The organism is Fodinibius roseus (genome assembly GCF_900129315.1).
GTDB lineage: Bacteria > Bacteroidota > Rhodothermia > Balneolales > Balneolaceae > Fodinibius > Fodinibius roseus.
This window is the reverse complement of the sequence record NZ_FQUS01000013.1, coordinates 59,146-78,099: the sequence shown is the minus strand read 5'-3', so window position 1 is coordinate 78,099 and position 18,954 is coordinate 59,146. Positions and strand designations below refer to the sequence as shown.

General features: G+C 47.8%; 21 protein-coding genes. 14 read left to right on the top strand and 7 right to left on the bottom strand.

Annotation, left to right across the window (positions count from 1 at the left end):
* Positions 1-42: 42 nt before the first annotated feature.
* From BUB16_RS12720 to BUB16_RS12675, 10 genes are all read left to right on the top strand, one after another.
* The gene (locus BUB16_RS12720) at positions 43-300 is read left to right on the top strand and encodes an AbrB/MazE/SpoVT family DNA-binding domain-containing protein (RefSeq protein WP_073064846.1); all 258 of its coding nucleotides are present in this window, start codon (positions 43-45) and stop codon (positions 298-300) included.
* A complete protein-coding gene (locus tag BUB16_RS12715; RefSeq protein WP_073064843.1) occupies positions 294-629 on the top strand; it encodes a type II toxin-antitoxin system PemK/MazF family toxin in 336 nt (111 codons plus the stop codon). The genes BUB16_RS12720 and BUB16_RS12715 overlap by 7 nt, the downstream gene beginning before the upstream one ends.
* Positions 630-852: 223 nt before the next feature.
* The gene (locus BUB16_RS12710) at positions 853-1,068 is read left to right on the top strand and encodes a DUF433 domain-containing protein (RefSeq protein ID WP_073064840.1); all 216 of its coding nucleotides are present in this window, start codon (positions 853-855) and stop codon (positions 1,066-1,068) included.
* On the top strand, positions 1,065-1,250 hold the full coding sequence (locus BUB16_RS12705; protein ID WP_073064837.1) for a hypothetical protein: 186 nt from the start codon (positions 1,065-1,067) through the stop codon (positions 1,248-1,250). The genes BUB16_RS12710 and BUB16_RS12705 overlap by 4 nt, the downstream gene beginning before the upstream one ends.
* Positions 1,251-1,303: 53 nt before the next feature.
* Positions 1,304-1,522 (top strand): hypothetical protein, encoded by a 219-nt coding sequence (locus tag BUB16_RS12700; RefSeq protein WP_073064834.1) that lies wholly within the window; start codon positions 1,304-1,306, stop codon positions 1,520-1,522.
* A gap of 178 nt (positions 1,523-1,700) precedes the next feature.
* Positions 1,701-2,120 (top strand): hypothetical protein, encoded by a 420-nt coding sequence (locus BUB16_RS12695; protein ID WP_139240298.1) that lies wholly within the window; start codon positions 1,701-1,703, stop codon positions 2,118-2,120.
* A 353-nt stretch (positions 2,121-2,473) separates the two neighbouring features.
* Positions 2,474-3,235: an alpha/beta hydrolase gene (locus BUB16_RS12690; RefSeq protein WP_073064828.1), complete on the top strand. Its 762-nt coding sequence runs from the start codon at positions 2,474-2,476 to the stop codon at positions 3,233-3,235.
* Between the two features lie 162 nt (positions 3,236-3,397).
* Positions 3,398-4,702, top strand: coding sequence for a TlpA family protein disulfide reductase (locus BUB16_RS12685; RefSeq protein ID WP_170864380.1), 1,305 nt, complete (start codon positions 3,398-3,400; stop codon positions 4,700-4,702).
* 206 nt (positions 4,703-4,908) lie between these two features.
* The gene (locus BUB16_RS12680; protein WP_073064821.1) at positions 4,909-5,196 is read left to right on the top strand and encodes a type II toxin-antitoxin system Phd/YefM family antitoxin; all 288 of its coding nucleotides are present in this window, start codon (positions 4,909-4,911) and stop codon (positions 5,194-5,196) included.
* Positions 5,187-5,477 (top strand): type II toxin-antitoxin system RelE/ParE family toxin, encoded by a 291-nt coding sequence (locus BUB16_RS12675; RefSeq protein ID WP_073064818.1) that lies wholly within the window; start codon positions 5,187-5,189, stop codon positions 5,475-5,477. Before BUB16_RS12680 ends, BUB16_RS12675 begins: the two co-directional genes overlap by 10 nt.
* A 122-nt stretch (positions 5,478-5,599) precedes the next feature.
* Here the strand turns inward: BUB16_RS12675 and BUB16_RS12670 are convergent, their stop codons facing one another.
* Positions 5,600-5,899, bottom strand: a complete 300-nt coding sequence (locus tag BUB16_RS12670) for an ArsR/SmtB family transcription factor (RefSeq protein WP_073064814.1) — start codon at positions 5,897-5,899, stop codon at positions 5,600-5,602.
* A gap of 22 nt (positions 5,900-5,921) precedes the next feature.
* Here BUB16_RS12670 and BUB16_RS12665 point away from each other — a divergent pair, with 22 nt between their 5' ends.
* The 3 genes from BUB16_RS12665 (at position 5,922) to BUB16_RS12655 (ending at position 8,022) form a co-directional block, all read left to right on the top strand.
* Complete coding sequence (locus tag BUB16_RS12665; protein WP_139240297.1) at positions 5,922-6,740, top strand: SDR family NAD(P)-dependent oxidoreductase; 819 nt, start codon at positions 5,922-5,924, stop codon at positions 6,738-6,740.
* A gap of 574 nt (positions 6,741-7,314) precedes the next feature.
* On the top strand, positions 7,315-7,533 hold the full coding sequence (locus tag BUB16_RS12660; RefSeq protein ID WP_073064810.1) for a ribbon-helix-helix protein, CopG family: 219 nt from the start codon (positions 7,315-7,317) through the stop codon (positions 7,531-7,533).
* A gap of 87 nt (positions 7,534-7,620) precedes the next feature.
* Positions 7,621-8,022, top strand: a complete 402-nt coding sequence (locus BUB16_RS12655; RefSeq protein WP_073064807.1) for a putative toxin-antitoxin system toxin component, PIN family — start codon at positions 7,621-7,623, stop codon at positions 8,020-8,022.
* Between the two features lie 165 nt (positions 8,023-8,187).
* Here BUB16_RS12655 and dxs read toward each other — a convergent pair whose 3' ends face one another.
* The 3 genes from dxs to BUB16_RS12635 all read right to left on the bottom strand — a co-directional run bounded on the left by dxs (position 8,188) and on the right by BUB16_RS12635 (position 13,093).
* Positions 8,188-10,110 carry a 1-deoxy-D-xylulose-5-phosphate synthase gene (gene dxs / locus BUB16_RS12650; RefSeq protein ID WP_073064804.1) on the bottom strand — a complete coding sequence of 641 codons (1,923 nt, stop codon included), beginning with the start codon at positions 10,108-10,110 and terminating at the stop codon, positions 8,188-8,190.
* 6 nt (positions 10,111-10,116) lie between these two features.
* Entirely contained in the window at positions 10,117-10,344 is a 228-nt protein-coding gene (gene xseB / locus BUB16_RS12645; protein ID WP_073064801.1) for an exodeoxyribonuclease VII small subunit, read from the bottom strand.
* 325 nt (positions 10,345-10,669) lie between these two features.
* The gene (locus BUB16_RS12635) at positions 10,670-13,093 is read right to left on the bottom strand and encodes a DNA internalization-related competence protein ComEC/Rec2 (RefSeq protein WP_073064795.1); all 2,424 of its coding nucleotides are present in this window, start codon (positions 13,091-13,093) and stop codon (positions 10,670-10,672) included.
* A gap of 325 nt (positions 13,094-13,418) precedes the next feature.
* On the opposite strand from BUB16_RS12635, the gene BUB16_RS12625 reads away from it, so the two are divergent.
* Positions 13,419-14,477, top strand: coding sequence for an isoaspartyl peptidase/L-asparaginase family protein (locus BUB16_RS12625; protein WP_073064791.1), 1,059 nt, complete (start codon positions 13,419-13,421; stop codon positions 14,475-14,477).
* Positions 14,478-14,670: 193 nt separating this feature from the next.
* On the opposite strand, the gene BUB16_RS12620 is transcribed toward BUB16_RS12625, so the two are convergent.
* The 3 genes from BUB16_RS12620 to BUB16_RS12610 all read right to left on the bottom strand — a co-directional run bounded on the left by BUB16_RS12620 (position 14,671) and on the right by BUB16_RS12610 (position 18,883).
* Positions 14,671-15,420 (bottom strand): hypothetical protein, encoded by a 750-nt coding sequence (locus BUB16_RS12620; RefSeq protein WP_073064789.1) that lies wholly within the window; start codon positions 15,418-15,420, stop codon positions 14,671-14,673.
* A 257-nt stretch (positions 15,421-15,677) separates the two neighbouring features.
* Positions 15,678-16,319 (bottom strand): leucyl/phenylalanyl-tRNA--protein transferase, encoded by a 642-nt coding sequence (gene aat / locus BUB16_RS12615; RefSeq protein WP_073065118.1) that lies wholly within the window; start codon positions 16,317-16,319, stop codon positions 15,678-15,680.
* 68 nt (positions 16,320-16,387) lie between these two features.
* The gene (locus tag BUB16_RS12610) at positions 16,388-18,883 is read right to left on the bottom strand and encodes a zinc-dependent metalloprotease (RefSeq protein WP_073064787.1); all 2,496 of its coding nucleotides are present in this window, start codon (positions 18,881-18,883) and stop codon (positions 16,388-16,390) included.
* Positions 18,884-18,954 lie beyond the last annotated feature (71 nt).

Genomic DNA, 18,954 nt, shown 5'->3' with positions numbered 1-18,954 from the left:
TGTAATTACATTAAAAGTGCATTTTTATTAATCCATAGTACTATGAAAACAAAGCTTGTTCGTATCGGAAATTCCCAGGGAATTCGTATTCCCAAACCTGTAATTGAAGAAATTGGGCTTTCAGATGAAATTGAAATGATTCTTAAAGATAATCAAATCATTCTGCGTTCCGCCGAGCAGACTCGCAAAGGCTGGGATAGTGCTTTTGAGAGAATGGCAGAAGAACAAGATGATCAGCTGATCGACAAGGAAAAGGTTGAAACCCCGAGCGAGTGGGATGAAACTGAGTGGACATGGTAAAACGAGATTCTGTCCAGCGTTTTGATGTCTATTTAATATCTCTTGACCCTACGAAAGGTTCAGAAATTAAGAAAACCCGCCCATGCTTGGTCATTTCTCCTGATGAAATGAACCGTCATATTCGAACGGTCATTATTGCTCCTATGACTTCAACAATCAAAAACTATCCATCAAGAGTTACTACAACTTTTCAAAAGAAACGTGGTCAGATTGTTTTAGATCAAATTCGAACAGTAGATAAGCAACGACTGATAAAAAAGTTGGGAACGGTTAGTTCATCTGCCCAAGAGAAAACATTAAATACACTACAAGAGATATTTGCCCCATGAGTGCGCAAACCTAACCAGCGCTTCAACGGAACGCGCCTCGCCTATTCTTTGCCACTCTTGGTTTTACGTCTCTTCTTTCGTTAGTTGCTAATTCAACATCAATCCGTGCGCCGGTTATGCGCTATGTCGTTATAGCAACTGTAATAGCCCTTTTATGAATAAAATTTCCTATTTGCCTGATCGTTGATTAATTTGGATTAAACAGTAATAAAATTTCCAAAAAATGAGTTCTTCCAAAGAATTAATTGAACGGCGAAAAGATATCCTTGGCGGCACTCCGGTGTTTAAAGGGACCCGTGTACCTGTCAGGACCTTTTTTGAATACTTGGAAGCCGGTCACTCGCTTAATGAATTCCTGGAAGATTTTCCCACCGTTTCCCGACAGCAGGCCATCGACATCCTTGAATCGTTTAAAGATCAACTGCTTCAGCCTCAATGATGATCAGAATTCTGCTGGATGAATGCCTGCCGAAGAAGCTGAAGTATCGTATCGAAGAATTAGATCCTGACTTTTCTGCCAAGACCGTTCCCGCGGCAGGCTGGGCTATTTTTATATTGGAAGGTTATTGGAGAAAGCAGAGGATGAATTCGATGTTTTTGTCACCAGTGATCGCAATTTAAGTTTTCAGCAATCGATCGAAACATCGTAAATCGTTAGACAAACTGGGTGAATAATGAAAGAGCCTTCCTTTTTAACTACGGAAGACATTTTATTCATCCATGAGCAAGAGATTCAAAAAGCAGGCGGTGATCCAGGTATTCGAGAAGAACAAGACGTCCAAGCTTGCACGGATTCTCCTAAAGCAAGTTTTGATGGAGAGTATCTCAATAACCTATTTGAGATGGCTGCCAGCTACATCATTTGTTTGCGGACACAACTCGCCCTGGCCTAGCTTGCATTACAGATTTAAGCTACGATTGAATTTCATCAGTAGTTCTGGAGAGCGCATTGCGCCGCTTATCCCGAAGGTCTTTATAGGGCTAAGTCCTAAACAAAATAGTTATTCCTACATTTTGGTGTGTATATCCATATAAATTACTTTTCAACCATATTTAATTAATTTCATGCTTATGAAGCTCCTTAAACCAGTAATTTTGCTCGCTTGTGTAATTTCCCTAGTGAGTTGTCTTGGCAATACTGGTTCAGAACCAACAGTCATTACGGAACCCTTAGGAAGGTCATATTACTATATTACCAATCAAAGCGAATCAAACCTCAATGTTACATACAAAATAGCCAATTTCGCTGTTGATAGTACTGTAGCTGTTCCTACCAACTCAACGACTAAAGTTTTTCAGTTGGCGCGAAGCAATTTTCCTGCACCTTCAGAAGCGTTTGATAACCTCCGCTTCTTTATGCAATCCAGTGATATGACATCACCTATATTTGTGGTAGAACCTATTGTAGATGAGAATTGGAATGATATCACAGCCGAAGGTGATACAGTTAAAAAATATGAGCTCAGGTTGACAGAAGAAGACATAGAGTAACTTTTTCAACTTCTCGCATCGCCCTATAACCGGCGCTTCAAGTGGATCGGCCTCGCCATGACCTTGCTCGTTTTCCAGTTTTTGATTACCCTTTCTTTCAGAGATAATTACAAAACTCCGGCGCCGGCCGCTTAACCGCAGTGTCGTTAAGTGTAACCTTTTGCAATGGAATTTCGTCTACTCTTCAAACCAATAATAAAACTCGGTGATACGATGATACATAATGTCCATTTCCTACAAAAAAAAATTTCCGAATCAGTCAAAAAATATTCTTTCAGTGTTAACAGTATTCTCTATTAGTGCTCTTGCTATAGGTGTTGGATTGCTTTTTTTATTATAAGAGCTACTTTTAAATGGCGACCAAAAAGCGGAAATATATTCGTATTGGGTTAGGAATATTCTGGGTAGGAGTTACGGCATGGTTATTTTACAACATGCAGGCTAAAGGCTTAGAATCAATAATACTTGAAAGTAACAATAAGGTACAAGTCCAAAATTTATCGAACGCCTTATTATTTACGCCTGCTATCGATACCATGGGATCAGCTCTAATTTTCTATCCAGGAGCACTGGTCGATCCAAAAGCTTATGCTCCGATGGCAAGAACAATTGCAAAAGCAGGATTCAAAACAATTATTTTAAAATTGCCTTATCGAATGGCATTTTTTGAATCACAGCAAGAAAATGTATTTCAACAGACCCTGGAGTACATAAGAAGTGATTCACTGAACCGAAATTGGATCCTTGGTGGACACTCACGAGGTGGGAAACTTGCGACAATATTTACACAGAATTATAGCAAAGCCCTTAGTGGATTGTTGCTTGTTGGAACCTCACATCCCAGGGAGTTGGACCTTTCTGATTTAACTATCGATGTAACCAAGATTTATGGTTCCAATGATGGATTGGCCAGCGAAGAGGAAGTAAACAAGTTTGCTATGAACCTCCCCCCTAAGATGCACCGCGTAAGAATTGCCGGCGGAAATCATCGCCAATTTGCATATTACGGTTACCAACTTGGTGATGGCTCAGCTGATATCTCCCACAAAAAGCAACAGGAAATCATGATTCACGCTATACTTAAGCAACTTAAAAGAGTTCAAGCCCTAAAATGAATTTAGTTACACCTGACCCGCCTTTAAGCGGACACGCCTCGCCTATTCTTTGCCCTTCTTGGTTTTGAGTCTCGTCTTTCGTTAGTTGCTAACTCAACATTCATTCGCGTGCAGCTTATGCGCAATGTCGTTATGCTTCTAATTTCCTTCCAGATTAAATCGATGAGTTTTAAATACTTAATATTTTCTCTTGTATTAACTACTTCACCTCTGGCTTTATTGGGTCAAGTGCAAACGATAAAATTAGCAGAACCTACTACCCATGACTATGTGAATAAGGGCATCAAATCCTTTACTAAAAAACCAACTACATCAGTTTCAATACCAAAAGAATGGGAAAAGAATGAACTTTTTTATATAGTCGTCTTCTATACCTTCAAAACTTCTGAAGACCCAAAAATTGACATTGTTGTAGATAAGACAGATGAAGGAGAGCTACTATATATAGACCTTGATAACGATGAGATTATTACAAAAGATCAGCAGAGTTACTTTTTTCCGTATTCAAAAAAAAGTTTTGAATTTTGGATTACTGACCCAACTGACCCCAAACAAAAAACGGGGCGACTTCTCTTGAGGCTTCCATCAGGAGTTATAGGCGACTCTATGAAAGAGGAAAAATTTATTAAAAGCTATTTCGACTCGGATGGCAGTTTAAATTCCTACTGGACCAGCTATTGGCAAAGACATAATTCCAGCTTCGATGGATCAAAACATTCATTTTACTTTACAGAGCGATTAAACCTTAGACGAGGTAAATTAACACATCCCCAAGGCACTACTATGATTGGGTTAGTTGATTATAGCGTCAATGGTCTGTATAACGACGATGACGATAGAGTTTTTATAGATTTAAACAACAACGAGAAGTTAAGCCACTATGAAAGAAGTGAAGTATTTGGTTTAAAGGACACCCTTACTGTTAGGAATAATAATTTTATTGTAACTAATGTCCACAAATACGGTGATTACATGCAGGTTAAACAAATAGATAACAATCCAACAGCACATCCTTTTCTGACTTTTTCACACAATGATATTAATAACAGTATCCTAGCCTCTGGGAGCCTAAAACCCCCATTTTTCAAGATGAAATTTAAAAGTATTGAGGGAGAGTTAGTCAAAATCAGTGATTATGATACTGGGTTTCTTTTGATAAATTTTTGGGGTGAGTGGTGTGGTCCCTGTATAGCAGAGATTCCTGAACTTAAAAAGCTGAGAAACGAGAATGGTGAAGAAATAAATATTGTAAGTTTTTTAAAAGCTGCAAATTATCCTAAAGCGAAAGAAGTTATTGAAAGTGAAAATCTAAGTTGGAATCATATCGAAGTTTCTGAAGGTATCGAACATGACTTTAGAATTCTCTACTATCCTACTAACTATCTAATAGATTTTGAAGAAAAGGCTTTTTATCAATTTGGAAAGTTAGATTATGAAGTCATTCTAAAACTTATAAAAGAAAATTAGAAACATAACAACGGCATTAAGTGGACTTGGTACAAAGATTGGCTTTTTATTCTGTCCCCTTACGGTTATGGTTTCGAGTGTTAAATCGATTACATAATCTCCAAGCCGTTTATCCCGTGAGTCGTTAGGCAACCTATTCTCTCTTTGTCAACCAAGCTTTCTTTCAGTATATTTATAGTACATATAAAGACAAAATATATACCATTATGAATACCATTTCAATCTCCAAAGATATAGAACCCCTCTCGGAGTTCCGCAAGAAATCAGCTGATTTTATTAAGCGCCTTAAAAAAGAAAAACAGCCAATCATTCTGACACAACACGGTAAAAGTGCGGCAGTGTTGATGGATGTGACCGAATACGAGCGCTTTTCTAAGAAGTTGGAATTGCTGGAAGACTTACTCGAGGCCAAACAACAGGCAGAAAAGGGAGAAACCTACACGATGGATGAAGCCAGGGAACGTATTGAAAAGCACCTGTCTAAATGGAAATAATTTTAACGGATCGGTTTCTGGGGCGTGCTGAAGAGTTTTCAGATTATATAGCGCTTGATGATATTCCAACGGCTATAAATTGGGCAAATGAGGTCTTTGATCGATGCGAACAACTGCGGTCTCATCCAGAAAGTGGGCGTATTGTTCCAGAATTTGGACGCCCTGAAATCCGGGAGCTGATTCACGGAAATTACCGATTGATTTACGAAGTCAAGACCAAACAAATCGATATGCTTACTATTTGGCATACGAGCCAGAAATTACCAGATAAACCCGAATAGGATTGGCTAACAAGCAGATCAACCTGACGTGGTACGGGCTTTTCAACATCCCCTTCCCTTGCAGTTCCCGTATTATCTTCTAAATTCATTCGTAATCACCACGCAGGTTATCTGCCACGCCGTTATATTGCTTCTAAAATTGAGGATAAAAGTCCAGGGAAGCGTTTTTTAAAATCATCTTTCCTCAAAGTAACAAACCGATTTTTCCCTTCTGCTGACATGTTTATAACTCCAGATTCTCGCAAAATTTTCAAATGGTAAGATTTTGTGGAATCAGCCACATCGACCGGAATATCACCACAAGTTTGATCGGGATGTTCTGCTAACCACTTTGTGATCTCCAACCGAACTGGATCACTTAAGGCATAAAGAACTGTCGATAGCTCAACGGATTCAATGTCTGGATGTATTTGTTTTCGCATACGTATAATATACAGAATTTGATTGTCAATTTCTATACTTTTATATTTCGATATTTATAAAACTATAGATTTAATAAAATATTATGCTGTTATGAATTTATTATCAAATAAAACTGCTATAATTACCGGAGGTAGTCGAGGTATTGGAGCTGCAACGGCTCGTCGATTTGCTGAAAATGGTGCCGATGTTATTATTACCTATCTCAACTCAAAAGAAGCAGCTGAAAAAGTAGTTACGTATTGTCGCAAACAAGATGTGCAAGCTGAAGCTTGGCAAGTGGACGCAGGCAGCCGCGAAGATATGCGTAACTTGGTATCACGGGCTGTGGATGCATTCGGGAAACTGGATATTCTTGTTAATGGAGTTGGAATATTTCTAATGGACGCAATTGAAAAAACAACAGACGAAGATTTCGAAGAAACCGTCAATATTAACATTCGTTCGGTATATCTTACCTCCCGTGAAGCTGCAAAAGTTCTGCCTAAAGGTGGACGAATTATAAATATAGGAAGTCACTTAGGAGAACGTGTAAAAATGGCTGGAATCCCCCTCTATGCGTTGAGCAAGGCTGCTGTGGTTGGATTTACGCGGGCACTAGCACATGATCTTGGACCAAAAGAGATTTCAGTTAACTGTGTGCAACCTGGTCCGACGAATACAGATATGAATCCAGCAGATCCAGATGAAAACCCAACGGCTAATGCACAAAAATCAGGAACCGTTCTTGAGCGTTACGCCAAACCAGAAGAACTTGCTGATAGTATTACATTTTTGGCAAGTTCTCAAAGTTCATATATAAGTGGCGCTATAATTAATGTAGACGGAGGAGCAAACGCATGATTTAATTTTTTCACAACGGCGCAAGCTTAGCCAAAATTCTAATTGGTGTATAGTTTGCGCCGTATACTCCCTTTAAAAAGGGAAATGTCAAGCAGACCCCGTAGGACGGGGCAGGCAGTCCTCACCCAGGTGTTCGTTTTAATCTATTCAATAAATCCTATTTAACCTATTACTGACGACCGATTTCGGTGATCAAGCCCGGACGGATTACGATACCTGCGCTAAAGTCCTACTACGCCAGAGTAGTAAAGCTTACGTAGGCTGTACTTCAGATTGCATACCTTTTCGACCTTATCTTCTGCGGGTGGGTAGAAGCTGTAGCTTTAAATGACGCTACTATCCCAGACCTCCGGCCGGCCCACCAATCGATGTCCCAATCCCGCGTATTAAGCTTACATTGCCTCGCCCATTCTTGCCCATTTAAGGTTTTATAGTTACTCTTTCATTTGTAAAGAGATCAACGTTCATACGCCTGCAGCTTATACGCAATGTCGTTAGAGCCCTTCTGAATAACAATATAGTTGCCCGTTTGTTATAATTGTGTTACATTGTAATGCACTTAAATTATACTACTATGAAGACAACGCTTTCCATTCGCATTGATAAGGATCTTGAAAAACTTCTTGAGCAGGCTGCCAAACGAACCGGACGCCCCAAAAGTGAATTAGTTCGGGAAGCCCTGCGACGTCAGTTATCTATCGAATCATTTCAACAACTGCGTAAAGAACTTTTGCCTTATGGAGAAGCGCAGGGATGGTTAACCGATGAAGATGTTTTTCGTGAAGTTTCGTGAGGATTTTAAATTTTATTTTTATAGTCTCACGGTGCACTCCAATAGCACTACATATCTCATCGCCCAATTTTCAGCCAGGAGTGTATCATGAAGATTTTTGCTGATACCAATGTGTTGGTCAGCACATTTACAGCAAGAGGATTATGTGCGGATCTGCTTGAAGTTATACTTGCCGACCATCAATTAATGACGGGAGAGTTTGTATTACAAGAGTTAAACCGTGTATTAACAAAAAAACTCAAGGTTCCCGAAGAAAAAGTTTCCGAAACTCTTCAATTTCTTCGCAATTATCATGTAGAACCTATGCCTGATAACCCTTCCAAAGTAAAAGTCCGGGATGAAGATGACCGGTGGGTATTGGAATCAGCAATAGAGGCAAAAGCGTATGTCCTGGTTACTGGAGATAAAGACCTTTTGGATATTTCAAAACAAGTACCGCAGCTAAGGATTCTCACACCGCGGAAGTTTTGGGAGCTTGTGCAAAAGTGAGTCCGGATCCCAGATTATTGATGTTTTGGAGACCGTTTGTTTGATCAGGACATGTTGAGTAATAAAATGACATATTATCCGAATTTATTATTCGACTGACAAGCTCAATAATAATAAAAGACTTGAAGAGAAGCATATGAGGCTTATACTAATTCCCACCCCATATCACGCTTCCAACGAATAGTTTTTCAGCACTTCCCGAACCTTGGTCCGGATGCCTTCGGGGTCGAGACCGACCTCCCGGTGGAGTTCTTCCTGCGTGCCGTGCTCTACGATACGGTCGGGGACGCCCATAATCGTAACGGGAATATGGTGGGGCTTGTCGGCCAGGTATTCCGCCACCGCGCTGCCGAATCCGCCCAGCCGGGTGCCATCTTCAATGGTGATAATATGCTCGTAGGTATGACAAACCTTGTCGATCAGCTCCGTATCCAGGGGCTTGGCAAACCGCATGTTGAAATGACCTACTTTGATGCCGATTTCGGCTAGGTCATCGGCGGCCTCCGTCACATAGTTGCCGAAGGGGCCAAAACTCAGGATGGCGATATTGTTGCCTTCGCGCAGGCATTCTCCTTTGCCGATTTCCATGGGTCGGAATTCGCTGCGGTAGTTCATGCCGGTTGCTCTTCCGCGCGGGTACCGGATGGCCCATGCCGCCTCCTCGTATTTGGAGGCCGTGTACATCATGTCGCGCAGCTCCTGTTCGTTAAGCGGCGAGGATACGATCATATTCGGCACATTGCGCAGGTATGAAATATCGTACAGGCCGTGGTGGGTGGGGCCGTCGGCGCCCACGAGTCCGGCGCGGTCGATACAAAAGATCACGGGCAGCTTCTGGATTGCCACGTCGTGGATCACCTGGTCGTAGGCGCGCTGCAGAAATGTCGAATAAATAGCGGCAAACGCTTTTTTCCCCTCGGCCGCGAGGCCCGCCGCAAAGGTGATGGAATGCTGCTCGGCTATGCCGACGTCAAACGCCCGCTCGGGGTACTTGTTCATCAGCGGCCACAGGCTCGACCCGCTCGGCATGGCGGGTGTGATGCCGACGATATCCTCATCTTTATCGGCCAGCTCAACAATCGCTTCCCCGAATACATGCTGATATTTCGGGGGTTTGGGCTTGGTGTCGGGATCCAGCGATTTCCCTGTAATCTTGTCAAAAGGACTGCTTTGGGCGTGCCACTTGGTCTGCTCGCGTTCGGCAGGGGCGAATCCCTTGCCCTTGACCGTTACCGCGTGCAACAATTTCGGACCCGGTATGTCCCTGAGATCCTCGAGGTACCGGCGCATGGTGTCGACATTATGACCGTCAACGGGTCCGTAGTACTTAAAGCCCAGCGCCTGGAAGAGTCCCCCGGGCGTAATCGCGGTCGTAACCGCTTTTTCGAGCCGCGAAGCCACCTTGCGCATCTTTTCACCGGCGGACTTAAAATGGCCGAGCATGTCGTAAATCTCGTCGCGCAGCTTGTTGAACGTCTTGCTGGTGGTGATTTCGGTTAAATATTCTTTCAGCGCTCCCACATTCGGGTCAATGGACATGCAGTTGTCATTGAGGATGATCAGCACATCGGAGTTCATAGCCCCGGCGTTATTCATCGCCTCAAAGGCCAGGCCGGCGGTCATCGCCCCATCACCGATAACGGCTGTCACCTTCTTGTCGCTTTGATCCAGGTCGCGGGCCACGGCCATCCCCAGTGCAGCGGAAATAGAGGTGCTCGAGTGACCTACCCCAAAGGTGTCATACTCACTTTCCGAGCGCTTGGGGAAGCCGGAAAGTCCCCCGTATTTCCGGTTGGTATGAAAAATATCGCGGCGGCCGGTCAGAATTTTATGCCCGTATGCCTGGTGACCGACATCCCAGAGCAGCAGGTCTTTGGGGGTATTGTACACATAATGCAAAGCGACGGTCATCTCCACGACGCCAAGGCTGGCGCCAAAATGTCCCCCGTGAATAGAAACCGTGTCGATAATAAAATCCCGGAGCTCGTCGCAGACCTCCACCAGTTGTTCCGGGTCCAGCTTTTTCAGGTCATCCGGCGAATGTATGTCTGCGAGTAGCGGACCAGGTGTTATTTTTTCAAATTCCATAAAAACCTATTCATTATCGTTATTATCGGACTGCTGCTCCGCTACGTTTTTGATGCGGAGTTCAGCCTCCTCCAGCGTCTCGGTACACAACCGGGACAGTTCAATACCTTCTTCATAGAGTTCAATCGACTGATCGAGCGTAATCGACTCATCTTCCAGTTCATTTACTATAGTCTCTAACCTTGATAAAGCCTCTTCAAAGCTTAAAGGTTCCTTCTCGTTGGCACTGCTCATAAAGTATATTTAAGAATGATCTGTTTCCAAACTACAAGATAAACGTATAAATAAGTTATTTTAAACTTCAGAATCCAACTCTTTTTCCCTTTTGGCGCTGCTTCTTTTTTCTGATTTTGAGATTCGCGATCAAACTGCTGGATGAAGGAGCCCTGTTCGCTTCCGCTTAAAAACGAAATCTTCCGGGTTTTCTTGTACTGCCGGTAAAAAATCGAAATCAGCGCAGCCGGGGGGACCGCTGTATGCAGTTCCAAGATACCAAACATAATGCCAAAAAGCAGAAGTGACAACATAACCGGCCGCCGTCGCACCGCAGGAGCAGTCCTCAGCGCCCGACCCTGATCCGGTGACCGTCGGACGTCAGCCGGATGGCTCCGTCGAGACTGGTGAAATATACGCTTTCGATATGATTTCGCAACCTTCGTACGGCCGCTACATGGGGGTGGCCGAATCGATTGTGCAGGTCCAGTGACAGAATGCCGACAGCGGGACGGGAAGCGCGGAGGAAGCGGTCGGTAGAGCTGCTTCGGCTGCCGTGGTGCGCTACCTTCAGTACGTCGGTCTCCAGGAAGCGGGGATACGATTCCAGCAGCCTTTGCTCCTGCGCTCTTTCAGCATCGCCCATAAAAAGAAACTCGGTCCCCCCGTATACCAGTTCAAGGACCAGCGAACGATTGTTGACATCGGAGGGGGATGAGGCCGTCAGGTGGTTTTGGGGGCCATAAACAAAGAGGCGGGTGGCGGCATCCGGCATAAGCCATTGTCCCGCTTCCAACGGTTTTACAGGGATGTTGTTGTCTGCGGCCGCCGCCCGATAGTTGTTAAACAGGTCGGATTCGTACGGGGAACCCGAATGGTAAATCGTATCAATGGGGATGTTATTTATCAGCTCCGTTACGCCCCCGATGTGATCGGCATGCGGGTGGGAAAGAAAAACACCTTCCAGCCGGCGGATGCCCTCCGCCCTCAAATAGGGAATAAGAATATACCTGGCGCTGTTGTAGCCGGGCTGCCAAAGGCCGGTATCAATAAGATAGTGTTTGCCGCCGGGGGTCCTGATTAACGTGGCGTCGCCCTGTCCCACATCAAAGACCATAAGCTGCAGGTCGGCCGGCTGAAGTTTAGTGCACAGTTTTTGTCCCTGGTTTATACATAGAAGAAACAGTACTATCGAGAGCCATTTCCATCGCAGGCGGGGAATACGGACAGAGGCAATGAAGAACAGGGCGGATGTCCAGCTCACAAAGAGCAAGGCACTTTCGATATGGACCGGCATCCAGCTCCATTCCCAGCCGGCAATGACCGTAACAAACCGGTTGAGATGGGATAAAAAATAATCAGCGGGCGTGTTGAGCGCCCGGGCCACCCCGGCCCAACCCAGGGCCACCGGCAACAACGCCAGGGACAGCGGCACCACAATGCCCAAAAAGGGGACTACAAAGGCGTTGGCAAGGGGACCAATAATAGAAAATTCCCCGAAATAGTACCCCAGCAGGGGGAAGAGTCCGACCTGAACAATCAGGGAGATAACCACGACCATCAGCGGCGTTCCATACCAGCGGAATCGTAGCCGGTCGGGCAGGATCTGGGTAATGACGGGCGCTGCCAGCAGGATGATATATACCGCTCCGAAGGAAAGTTGAAACCCAACGGTAAAGAGATCGCTGGGATTCATCACCAGGATGAGAAGGGCGGCTACCGCCGTCAGGTTTTTGGAGTTGCGTACCTTGTGAAAAAGACGTCCGTACATCAGCAACCCTCCGGTCAGGGAGGCGCGGGTGACAGAAGCCGAAAATCCGGTCAGGCCTGCATAGAAAAACAGGAGTGCCGCTAACATCAGCAGCCCGATCTTTTTACCGTGCCGGAAGGTCCAGAACAGCGGGATGGCGAGCCAGAACGGGGCCAGGATAAATCCCACATGCAGGCCCGAAACGGCCATGATATGGGAGAGACCGGCACGCGAGAAGGCCACCTCTGTCTCCTGCCTGAGTTCGCTTTTATAGCCGATGAGCAGCGCCTTGGCCAGGGAAGCTGAGGGGGGACTAAAATTGTGATCAATGGCATCCAGTACGTCCCGGCGGAAGCTGTTCCAGCTAAAAAAGTGGTTGGGGGTGTGAATAGCATCAATGGACATGATACCCGCTTGCAGGTAGATCTCATTTGACGCCAGGTATCTCTTGTAATCAAACTCATGGGGATTGCCGGGTTCTTCCAGCGGGTAGACCCTGGCCGTAACGTGGAGCCGGTCGCCCAGTCTCAGGTCCGCAGGGAATGGGATCTCGTCGGGATTCAGGGTTGTTCTCAGGTTATACGATTTGACCCACGGCAGCTTCTTCGGAAAAACGGTGGTATCCACGGCCACGTCAATGTGATAGTTGCCCGTGCGGGTGGGCTGTATGCGATAGACTTCGCCTCTGAATGAGAGCTCCTGCCAGGTATAGCTGTACAATATCTCGGCTTCGGGCGGCATATCCTGCACATTAAACGCGGCATGCCAGGCTCCGCCAAAGCATACGACCGCACACAGGTAGAAGCCGACCGTCCCATGGTAGAGCCGGGTTTTCAGGGTCTGCCGGTGCCTCTCCTCGCACAGCGCATAGAACAGGGATGAGAACCCGAACAGGCCGAACCACCAGAAGGGTTCGCCGTCGATATGGAAATCCATTATAATTCCCGCCGCAAAAAGAAGCGCCAGTCTTACGGCGGGATAGGAGGCAAAGGGGAATTGATATGTCTGATGAATAGTCACATAAGTAAGACCGGCCCTGAAGCCAATCCTTACAAAATAATTTGATGCCGCGACGGGGGAACAGCGGCTTTGAAATAACCGCACTGGTACTTATTATAATCAGAACGGTTCAGGTGTTGACATAGTCCCCCCTGTGTTCTTCAACCCCGCTTGTGATCTCCTCCTCACAGGGGTAGGAAAAAAGCATGCAGCTTTTTTTAAAAAGTTTACCAGGAGGAATTTTTATAAAGAGAAAACGGGAATAGTCGGTTAAAGGATTATATTTTTGTTGCTGATCACATAATGTTAAAACCGAAGTGCGTATTACGAATGTTAAGCTAATCATATGATGTTGAATAAAAAATGGATATGGGTGTGGGCGGTTATCCTGCTCGCAGGGTGTGCGGAATCGAAACAGCAGGAGGCGGTCCATTCTCCCGGGGAGCCTTCCCAAAAGGATTGGGCGCTCGTTATTCACGGGGGAGCGGGCGTCATTTCACAGGATATGGCCGATTCGGTCCGGCAGGCGTACCGGGCGGACCTCGGGGAAGCCCTGTCGGTCGGGGAGGAGATTCTCAAGGGAGGCGGCTCCTCGCTTGATGCGGTTGAGCAGGTCATCACCTTCCTGGAAGACAATCCGAGGTTTAATGCGGGCAAGGGAGCGGTTTTTACCCATGATGGCGGACACGAGCTGGACGCGGCGATCATGGCGGGGGACAGCCGGACAGCCGGGGCCGTTACCGGCATCAGAACGGTAAAAAATCCTATTTCACTGGCCCGAATGGTTATGGAGCATTCAGAGCATGTGATGTTTGCCGGAGAGGGAGCCGAACGATATGCCGATGAAAGGGATGTGGAACGGGTAAACCAAGATTATTTTTACACCGAACGGCGCTACAGAGCCTGGAGGCGGGCTATCAAAGAGGACGAGGCCCAGTCGTCGGTCTTGGGGGATAAAGACAGATCTCCCGCCCCGGCGCCCTCCGAAGGCGGCGATCGTAAATTCGGAACCGTGGGATGCGTGGCGCTGGATAAGGAGGGAAAGCTGGCGGCGGGAACTTCCACGGGCGGCATGACGAATAAAAAGTATGGTCGTGTAGGCGATGTGCCGGTCATCGGTGCCGGGACCTATGCCAGTGATGTGGTAGCGGTGTCTATGACGGGCTGGGGCGAGCGTATCATGGAGGCGGTATCGGGACATACGGTCAGCGCCTACATGAAGCACAAGCCCGCCAGTCTTGAGGAAGCCGCGGATTACCTGCTCAGGGAGGTGCTTGAACCCGGTGAGGCCGGGATGATTGCCGTCGATCGATACGGGAATATGCTGATGGATATGAATACCCCGGGCATGTTCCGCGGGATGTCAGATTCAGAAGATCATCGCGAAGTGGCTATTTGGAAGTAAGGTACGTATGTCAGTCATTCCTCTATGAGCCCAGACTTTTGCAAAACCAGGAACCTTGATCAATATCAAAGCCTGAACGCATTGATAACCATAACCGCAGCATTTGATATTATGTGAGGATTTTGAATGCGCTAAAATACAGAGATTGGTCCCAAAGAACGGCTTTTGCAAAAATCTCTTTACTTCTTTCGCTCTACAAGCTCGTATAAAACTGTTCGCGAAGCTCCTGTATGTAGATGCCGATATCATTTCGAAGCGTAAAAAGCCGCTCGTGGAAATGCAGGTATTGCTTCCTGGTGATCAGCGATGTGTCCTTCAGGTCGCGCTGCAGGATAGTGAGCCCGTCATTGGCACAGTAAAGGGCTTTTTTAGTGTATGCAATGTTGCCCCCCAGAAATTCGCGTTCAAATCCGAAGCCGTACCCGCCGGCGATTTTAGCTCCGATCTGCAGTACTTTGCCCACAAAATCAGTGCAATCTTTATTCAGGAACCGGGGATTGCTGTATTCGATCCACTGCAGTATTATGACCGCCAGCTCGCGGGAATGGTTATAGATGTCGAGCATCTCTATAGAACCGTTACCGGATAAGGCAAAGTCATTACTCAGTTCTTTCCATTCTTCCCCGGCATCGAAGTCGTCTTCCTCGTCAATCGGAGGTTCTTCATCTTCCCATTCATCCCAAAGGAAATCATCCAGTTTGCTTTCGTCCGATTCATCGTCCTCGAAATAGGGGTCATCCAGCTGCAGTTCTTCTTCGATAAACGCATCCACCGCTTCCCATTCATCACTGTTTTCCCGGAGCAGGGTTAACCACCGCGGATTGCTGTCTGAAGCGTCCGGGGCAATGAATCTTCGAAGCTGGGTATTCTGCTTGGCAATCTCATTCAGATGGGCTTCCCACTGGTATTCATCCCAAATATCATCATTAAAATTAGCAAACATAGTTATAGCACCCGGTCGATAAGTGTTATATTTCTCAGTGTATGACCCGCATTTCTTAGCTTGCCACCCAAAAGCATCGCCGCGAAAGGCTCAGATTACCGCATTGTGCCTTACCGTTTGTCCGGCAGCCGGGAGTGAGAAATCAAGTCTATCTGTAAGAAACGTAATTTGCTCATAAATTGGTATAAAAATTTTCAGAAAGATGCAGGCGCACGAGAGGGTCATTCCTTCGGAGTAGCGGGGATGGGAAATCCGGTTTAGCTGCGGGCATCCGTATCCACCGGTTTGAATTCAGCTGATTTTTTGAGGGCCGCCTGCAGTCGCTTTTCATACTCGGCGGCCGAAATTTCGATGCAGCCGAACCGGGCGAGATGTTCGGTCCAGAACTGGGTATCCCAAAGTTCAAACCCGCCTTGCTGTAGGACCCGGTGCGTCCAGTAGAGCGCTACTTTGGAAGCTTCCCTGGCCCGCCCGAACATCGATTCGCCGAAAAATGCCGCCCCCAGCGAAACCCCATACTGTCCCCCTACCAGTTTCCGGTCCTGGTTGTAGACGCTCACCGAATGGGCGTGGCCTGCCTCATGGAGAGTGCAATAGGAGTTGATTAGTTTTTCCGAGATCCAGGTAGTGTCCCGATCGGCACAGGCTTCCATCACATCTCTGAACGCTTTGTCAAATTTGATATGGTAATGCTGGTTCCGGATAATCCGCTTTACATTTGACGAAACATGAAAGCTGTCGAGTGGAATAATACCGCGGTGACTGGAGGTGTACCATTTTGTCTCCGGGTCGTGACGCGAGTCAGCCATCGGGAAAATGCCGTTGGCATAGGCGTTAAGTAATTTGTCGGGTGAAATCATGGGAAATGTTGCAGCTGTAACGGTGATGCTCCGGTCCATTTCGGAGTCCGGGTACCAAACCAACTAACACAAATGGTCATAACCGTTCATTATCCGGTTACTACAGATTAATACCTATTTGGTTGAAATTGCACACCGCAATTCAGCAGCGGGCGTTCTCCGCTGCCGATAGGCGAGCCGGGCGGGGGACGCAGGGGTTCGGGGAGGGTGAGTATTTCGCCCTCTTCCGTAAATTGTTGCAGCAGGCGGTACCCGTACAGCAGGGAAGCCGCCCGCTGTTCGTTGGGGGACGGCTGCTCGACCTCTTCCCTGATCCACTCGCGCAGGGCTTCCAGCTTAAGGTTGATAACAGACCGCACCTGCGAGGAAGCATCCTCATCGGATGCTAGCTGCATCATCTGGTACAAGACGACGTGATTCACAGTATTCTGAATAGCATTCCGGTAGCCTTCCCGCGGATCGGCCTGCCAGGTTTCGGTAATAACCTGATCCAGCATGTCACCAAGTCCCAGTCTGCTGCTGTCGCGGGCCTTGAACTCCATGAGCCGCGCTGCCCTGTTTTCATTCATTAACAACTTCGCCGTCATATTGGCAGCCGTCTCGGCGGCCCCCAAAGGATCGAAGGCCGGATCGGTATGGTTGTTGAACAGCTCGCGGGAATCATGATAGCCCGGGGGACGCGGGGGAATGAGGTCTGTTACCGGACCGGGAATCTCCAGCGCTTCGGGTGAGAGCGTGTTCAGCATGGCCTCGAGCGCGGCCCGCTGCAGCGAATCGGCTACCGGCGCGGGACCCGGCTGACCGTCCCCGCGCACGCTGTAGCTGTATTCCAGTCCCCCGATCAGTTTGGCGGTGCCTTCTACCTGGTAGCGATGATAGAGGTAGACAGGCACCAGCGCGTCTTCCAGTGTTGCCATCGGGGTTCCTTGCGGGATGGCGGATTCCGAGAAATTCTCCAGGGCAATAGCCCGCACGTCCATCACATGATTCAGCTGCCGGACCGGATCAGGGCCGTTGTCCCAGAGGTGAGCCATGGGATGGGCCCCGCCCGGGGGACGCGCATCGGCGTCGGAGATAAAGTGGAGTCCCTGGTCGATGGCTGAGGTTATGACCTCATTCAAAGCGGCTTCTTTGTCGGCCGTCGCCGATAGATCTTTATAGCCATAGGTGATTGCCATCTTGTCCCATTCCCCGATGCCGGTATCATAGGCATTCTGCAGATCCAGCGTGCTGTCGGGCGTAATAGTGACTTTCGGGGCGGGGTAATCCATGACGGAAGCGCGGTCGTTGGTACTGGCTGCAAAATTGTGGGTCAGCCCCAGCGTGTGTCCCACTTCGTGGGCCGAGAGCTGGCGGATACGGGCCAGGGCCATTTCCAGCATGGGATTATTATTTTCATCGTAATTCAGCCCCTCTTCATACGGCGAAAGGAGTCCCTCTGCAATCAGGTAATCCTGGCGTACGCGCAGCGAACCCAGCAGTACATGTCCCTTGATGATTTCTCCCGTCCGCGGGTCCACGACCGAGCTGCCGTACGACCAGCCCCGGGTGGACCGGTGCACCCAGTTGATCATATTGTAACGCACATCGAGGGGATGGGCGCTGTCGGGCAGGACTTCGACCCGGAACGCATTTTTGTAGCCGGCCGCTTCGAACGCCTCGTTCCACCAGCGCGCCCCCTCGCGGAGGGCGCCGCGAACAGGTTCGGGTGTGCCGGGATCCAGGTAATAGATGATCGGTTCCACCGGTTCGCTCACGGCGGCACCGGGATTTTTCTTTTTGAGCCGGTGCCTTCTAATAAAACGCTTGGTCAGGGGTTCACCGATCGGGGTGCTGTAGTCCTGGTAGCTGACAGCGGAGTAGCCGGCGCGCGGGTCGAAGGGGCGCGGTTCGAATTGATTGTCCGGCAGTTCCACAAAAGAATGATGCTGGCGGAGCGTGATGGCCCGGGGGGTAGGGGTTACGGATCGGACCTGCTCCCCCGGATAGTCTGCTGTGAATGTCAGGGTAGCCTCAAATTCGCTGTTCTTCGGAAAATTCATCGTCCCCTCCGGGTAGACGGCCGAGCGGGATTCGTCTACGCGGTAGGATCCCTCATTACGGGCACGCAGCCGCCCGGTAACATTATGGGCATCCCGCAATAAAAAGCCGGTCATATCGATCAGCAGACGTCCGTTTTGTTCGGCAACGATTTCAAATCCCCACAAGACCGACTGTGCAAAGGCCTCGCGCACCGATTGTTTTTCCTTTTCATTTTCGGTGATTGCCCGGTAGGCGTAGTTGGGCTGTACCATCAGGACCTTGGGTCCCCGGCGTTCGAAATAGACAATGCGTGTGTCTCCCAGCTGGTTGCGATCCAGGCCGATATCATTGGAACCGAGCCCGGCTGTGAGGGAATTGACATAGAGGAACTGTGTCTTGAGCCGGTCGGGGTCCAGCTCCAGCAACAGTTTCCCCTCCGCCTCATTCCAGTAATAGGCAAAAAAGCCTTCTTTTTGGTCGAGAGCTTGCGTTTTTTCATTTATTGAGGGAAGTTGTTGGGCCAGCAGCTCCGTGCAAGAGAGTATCAGGAAGATCGATGTTAACACAGCCAGGCGTTTCATAGCAGAAAGAATTTGTTCCCATTCAGTCGAAGCGTAACGAATTAACTGCTTTTGCGCAACCAAACAAGTTC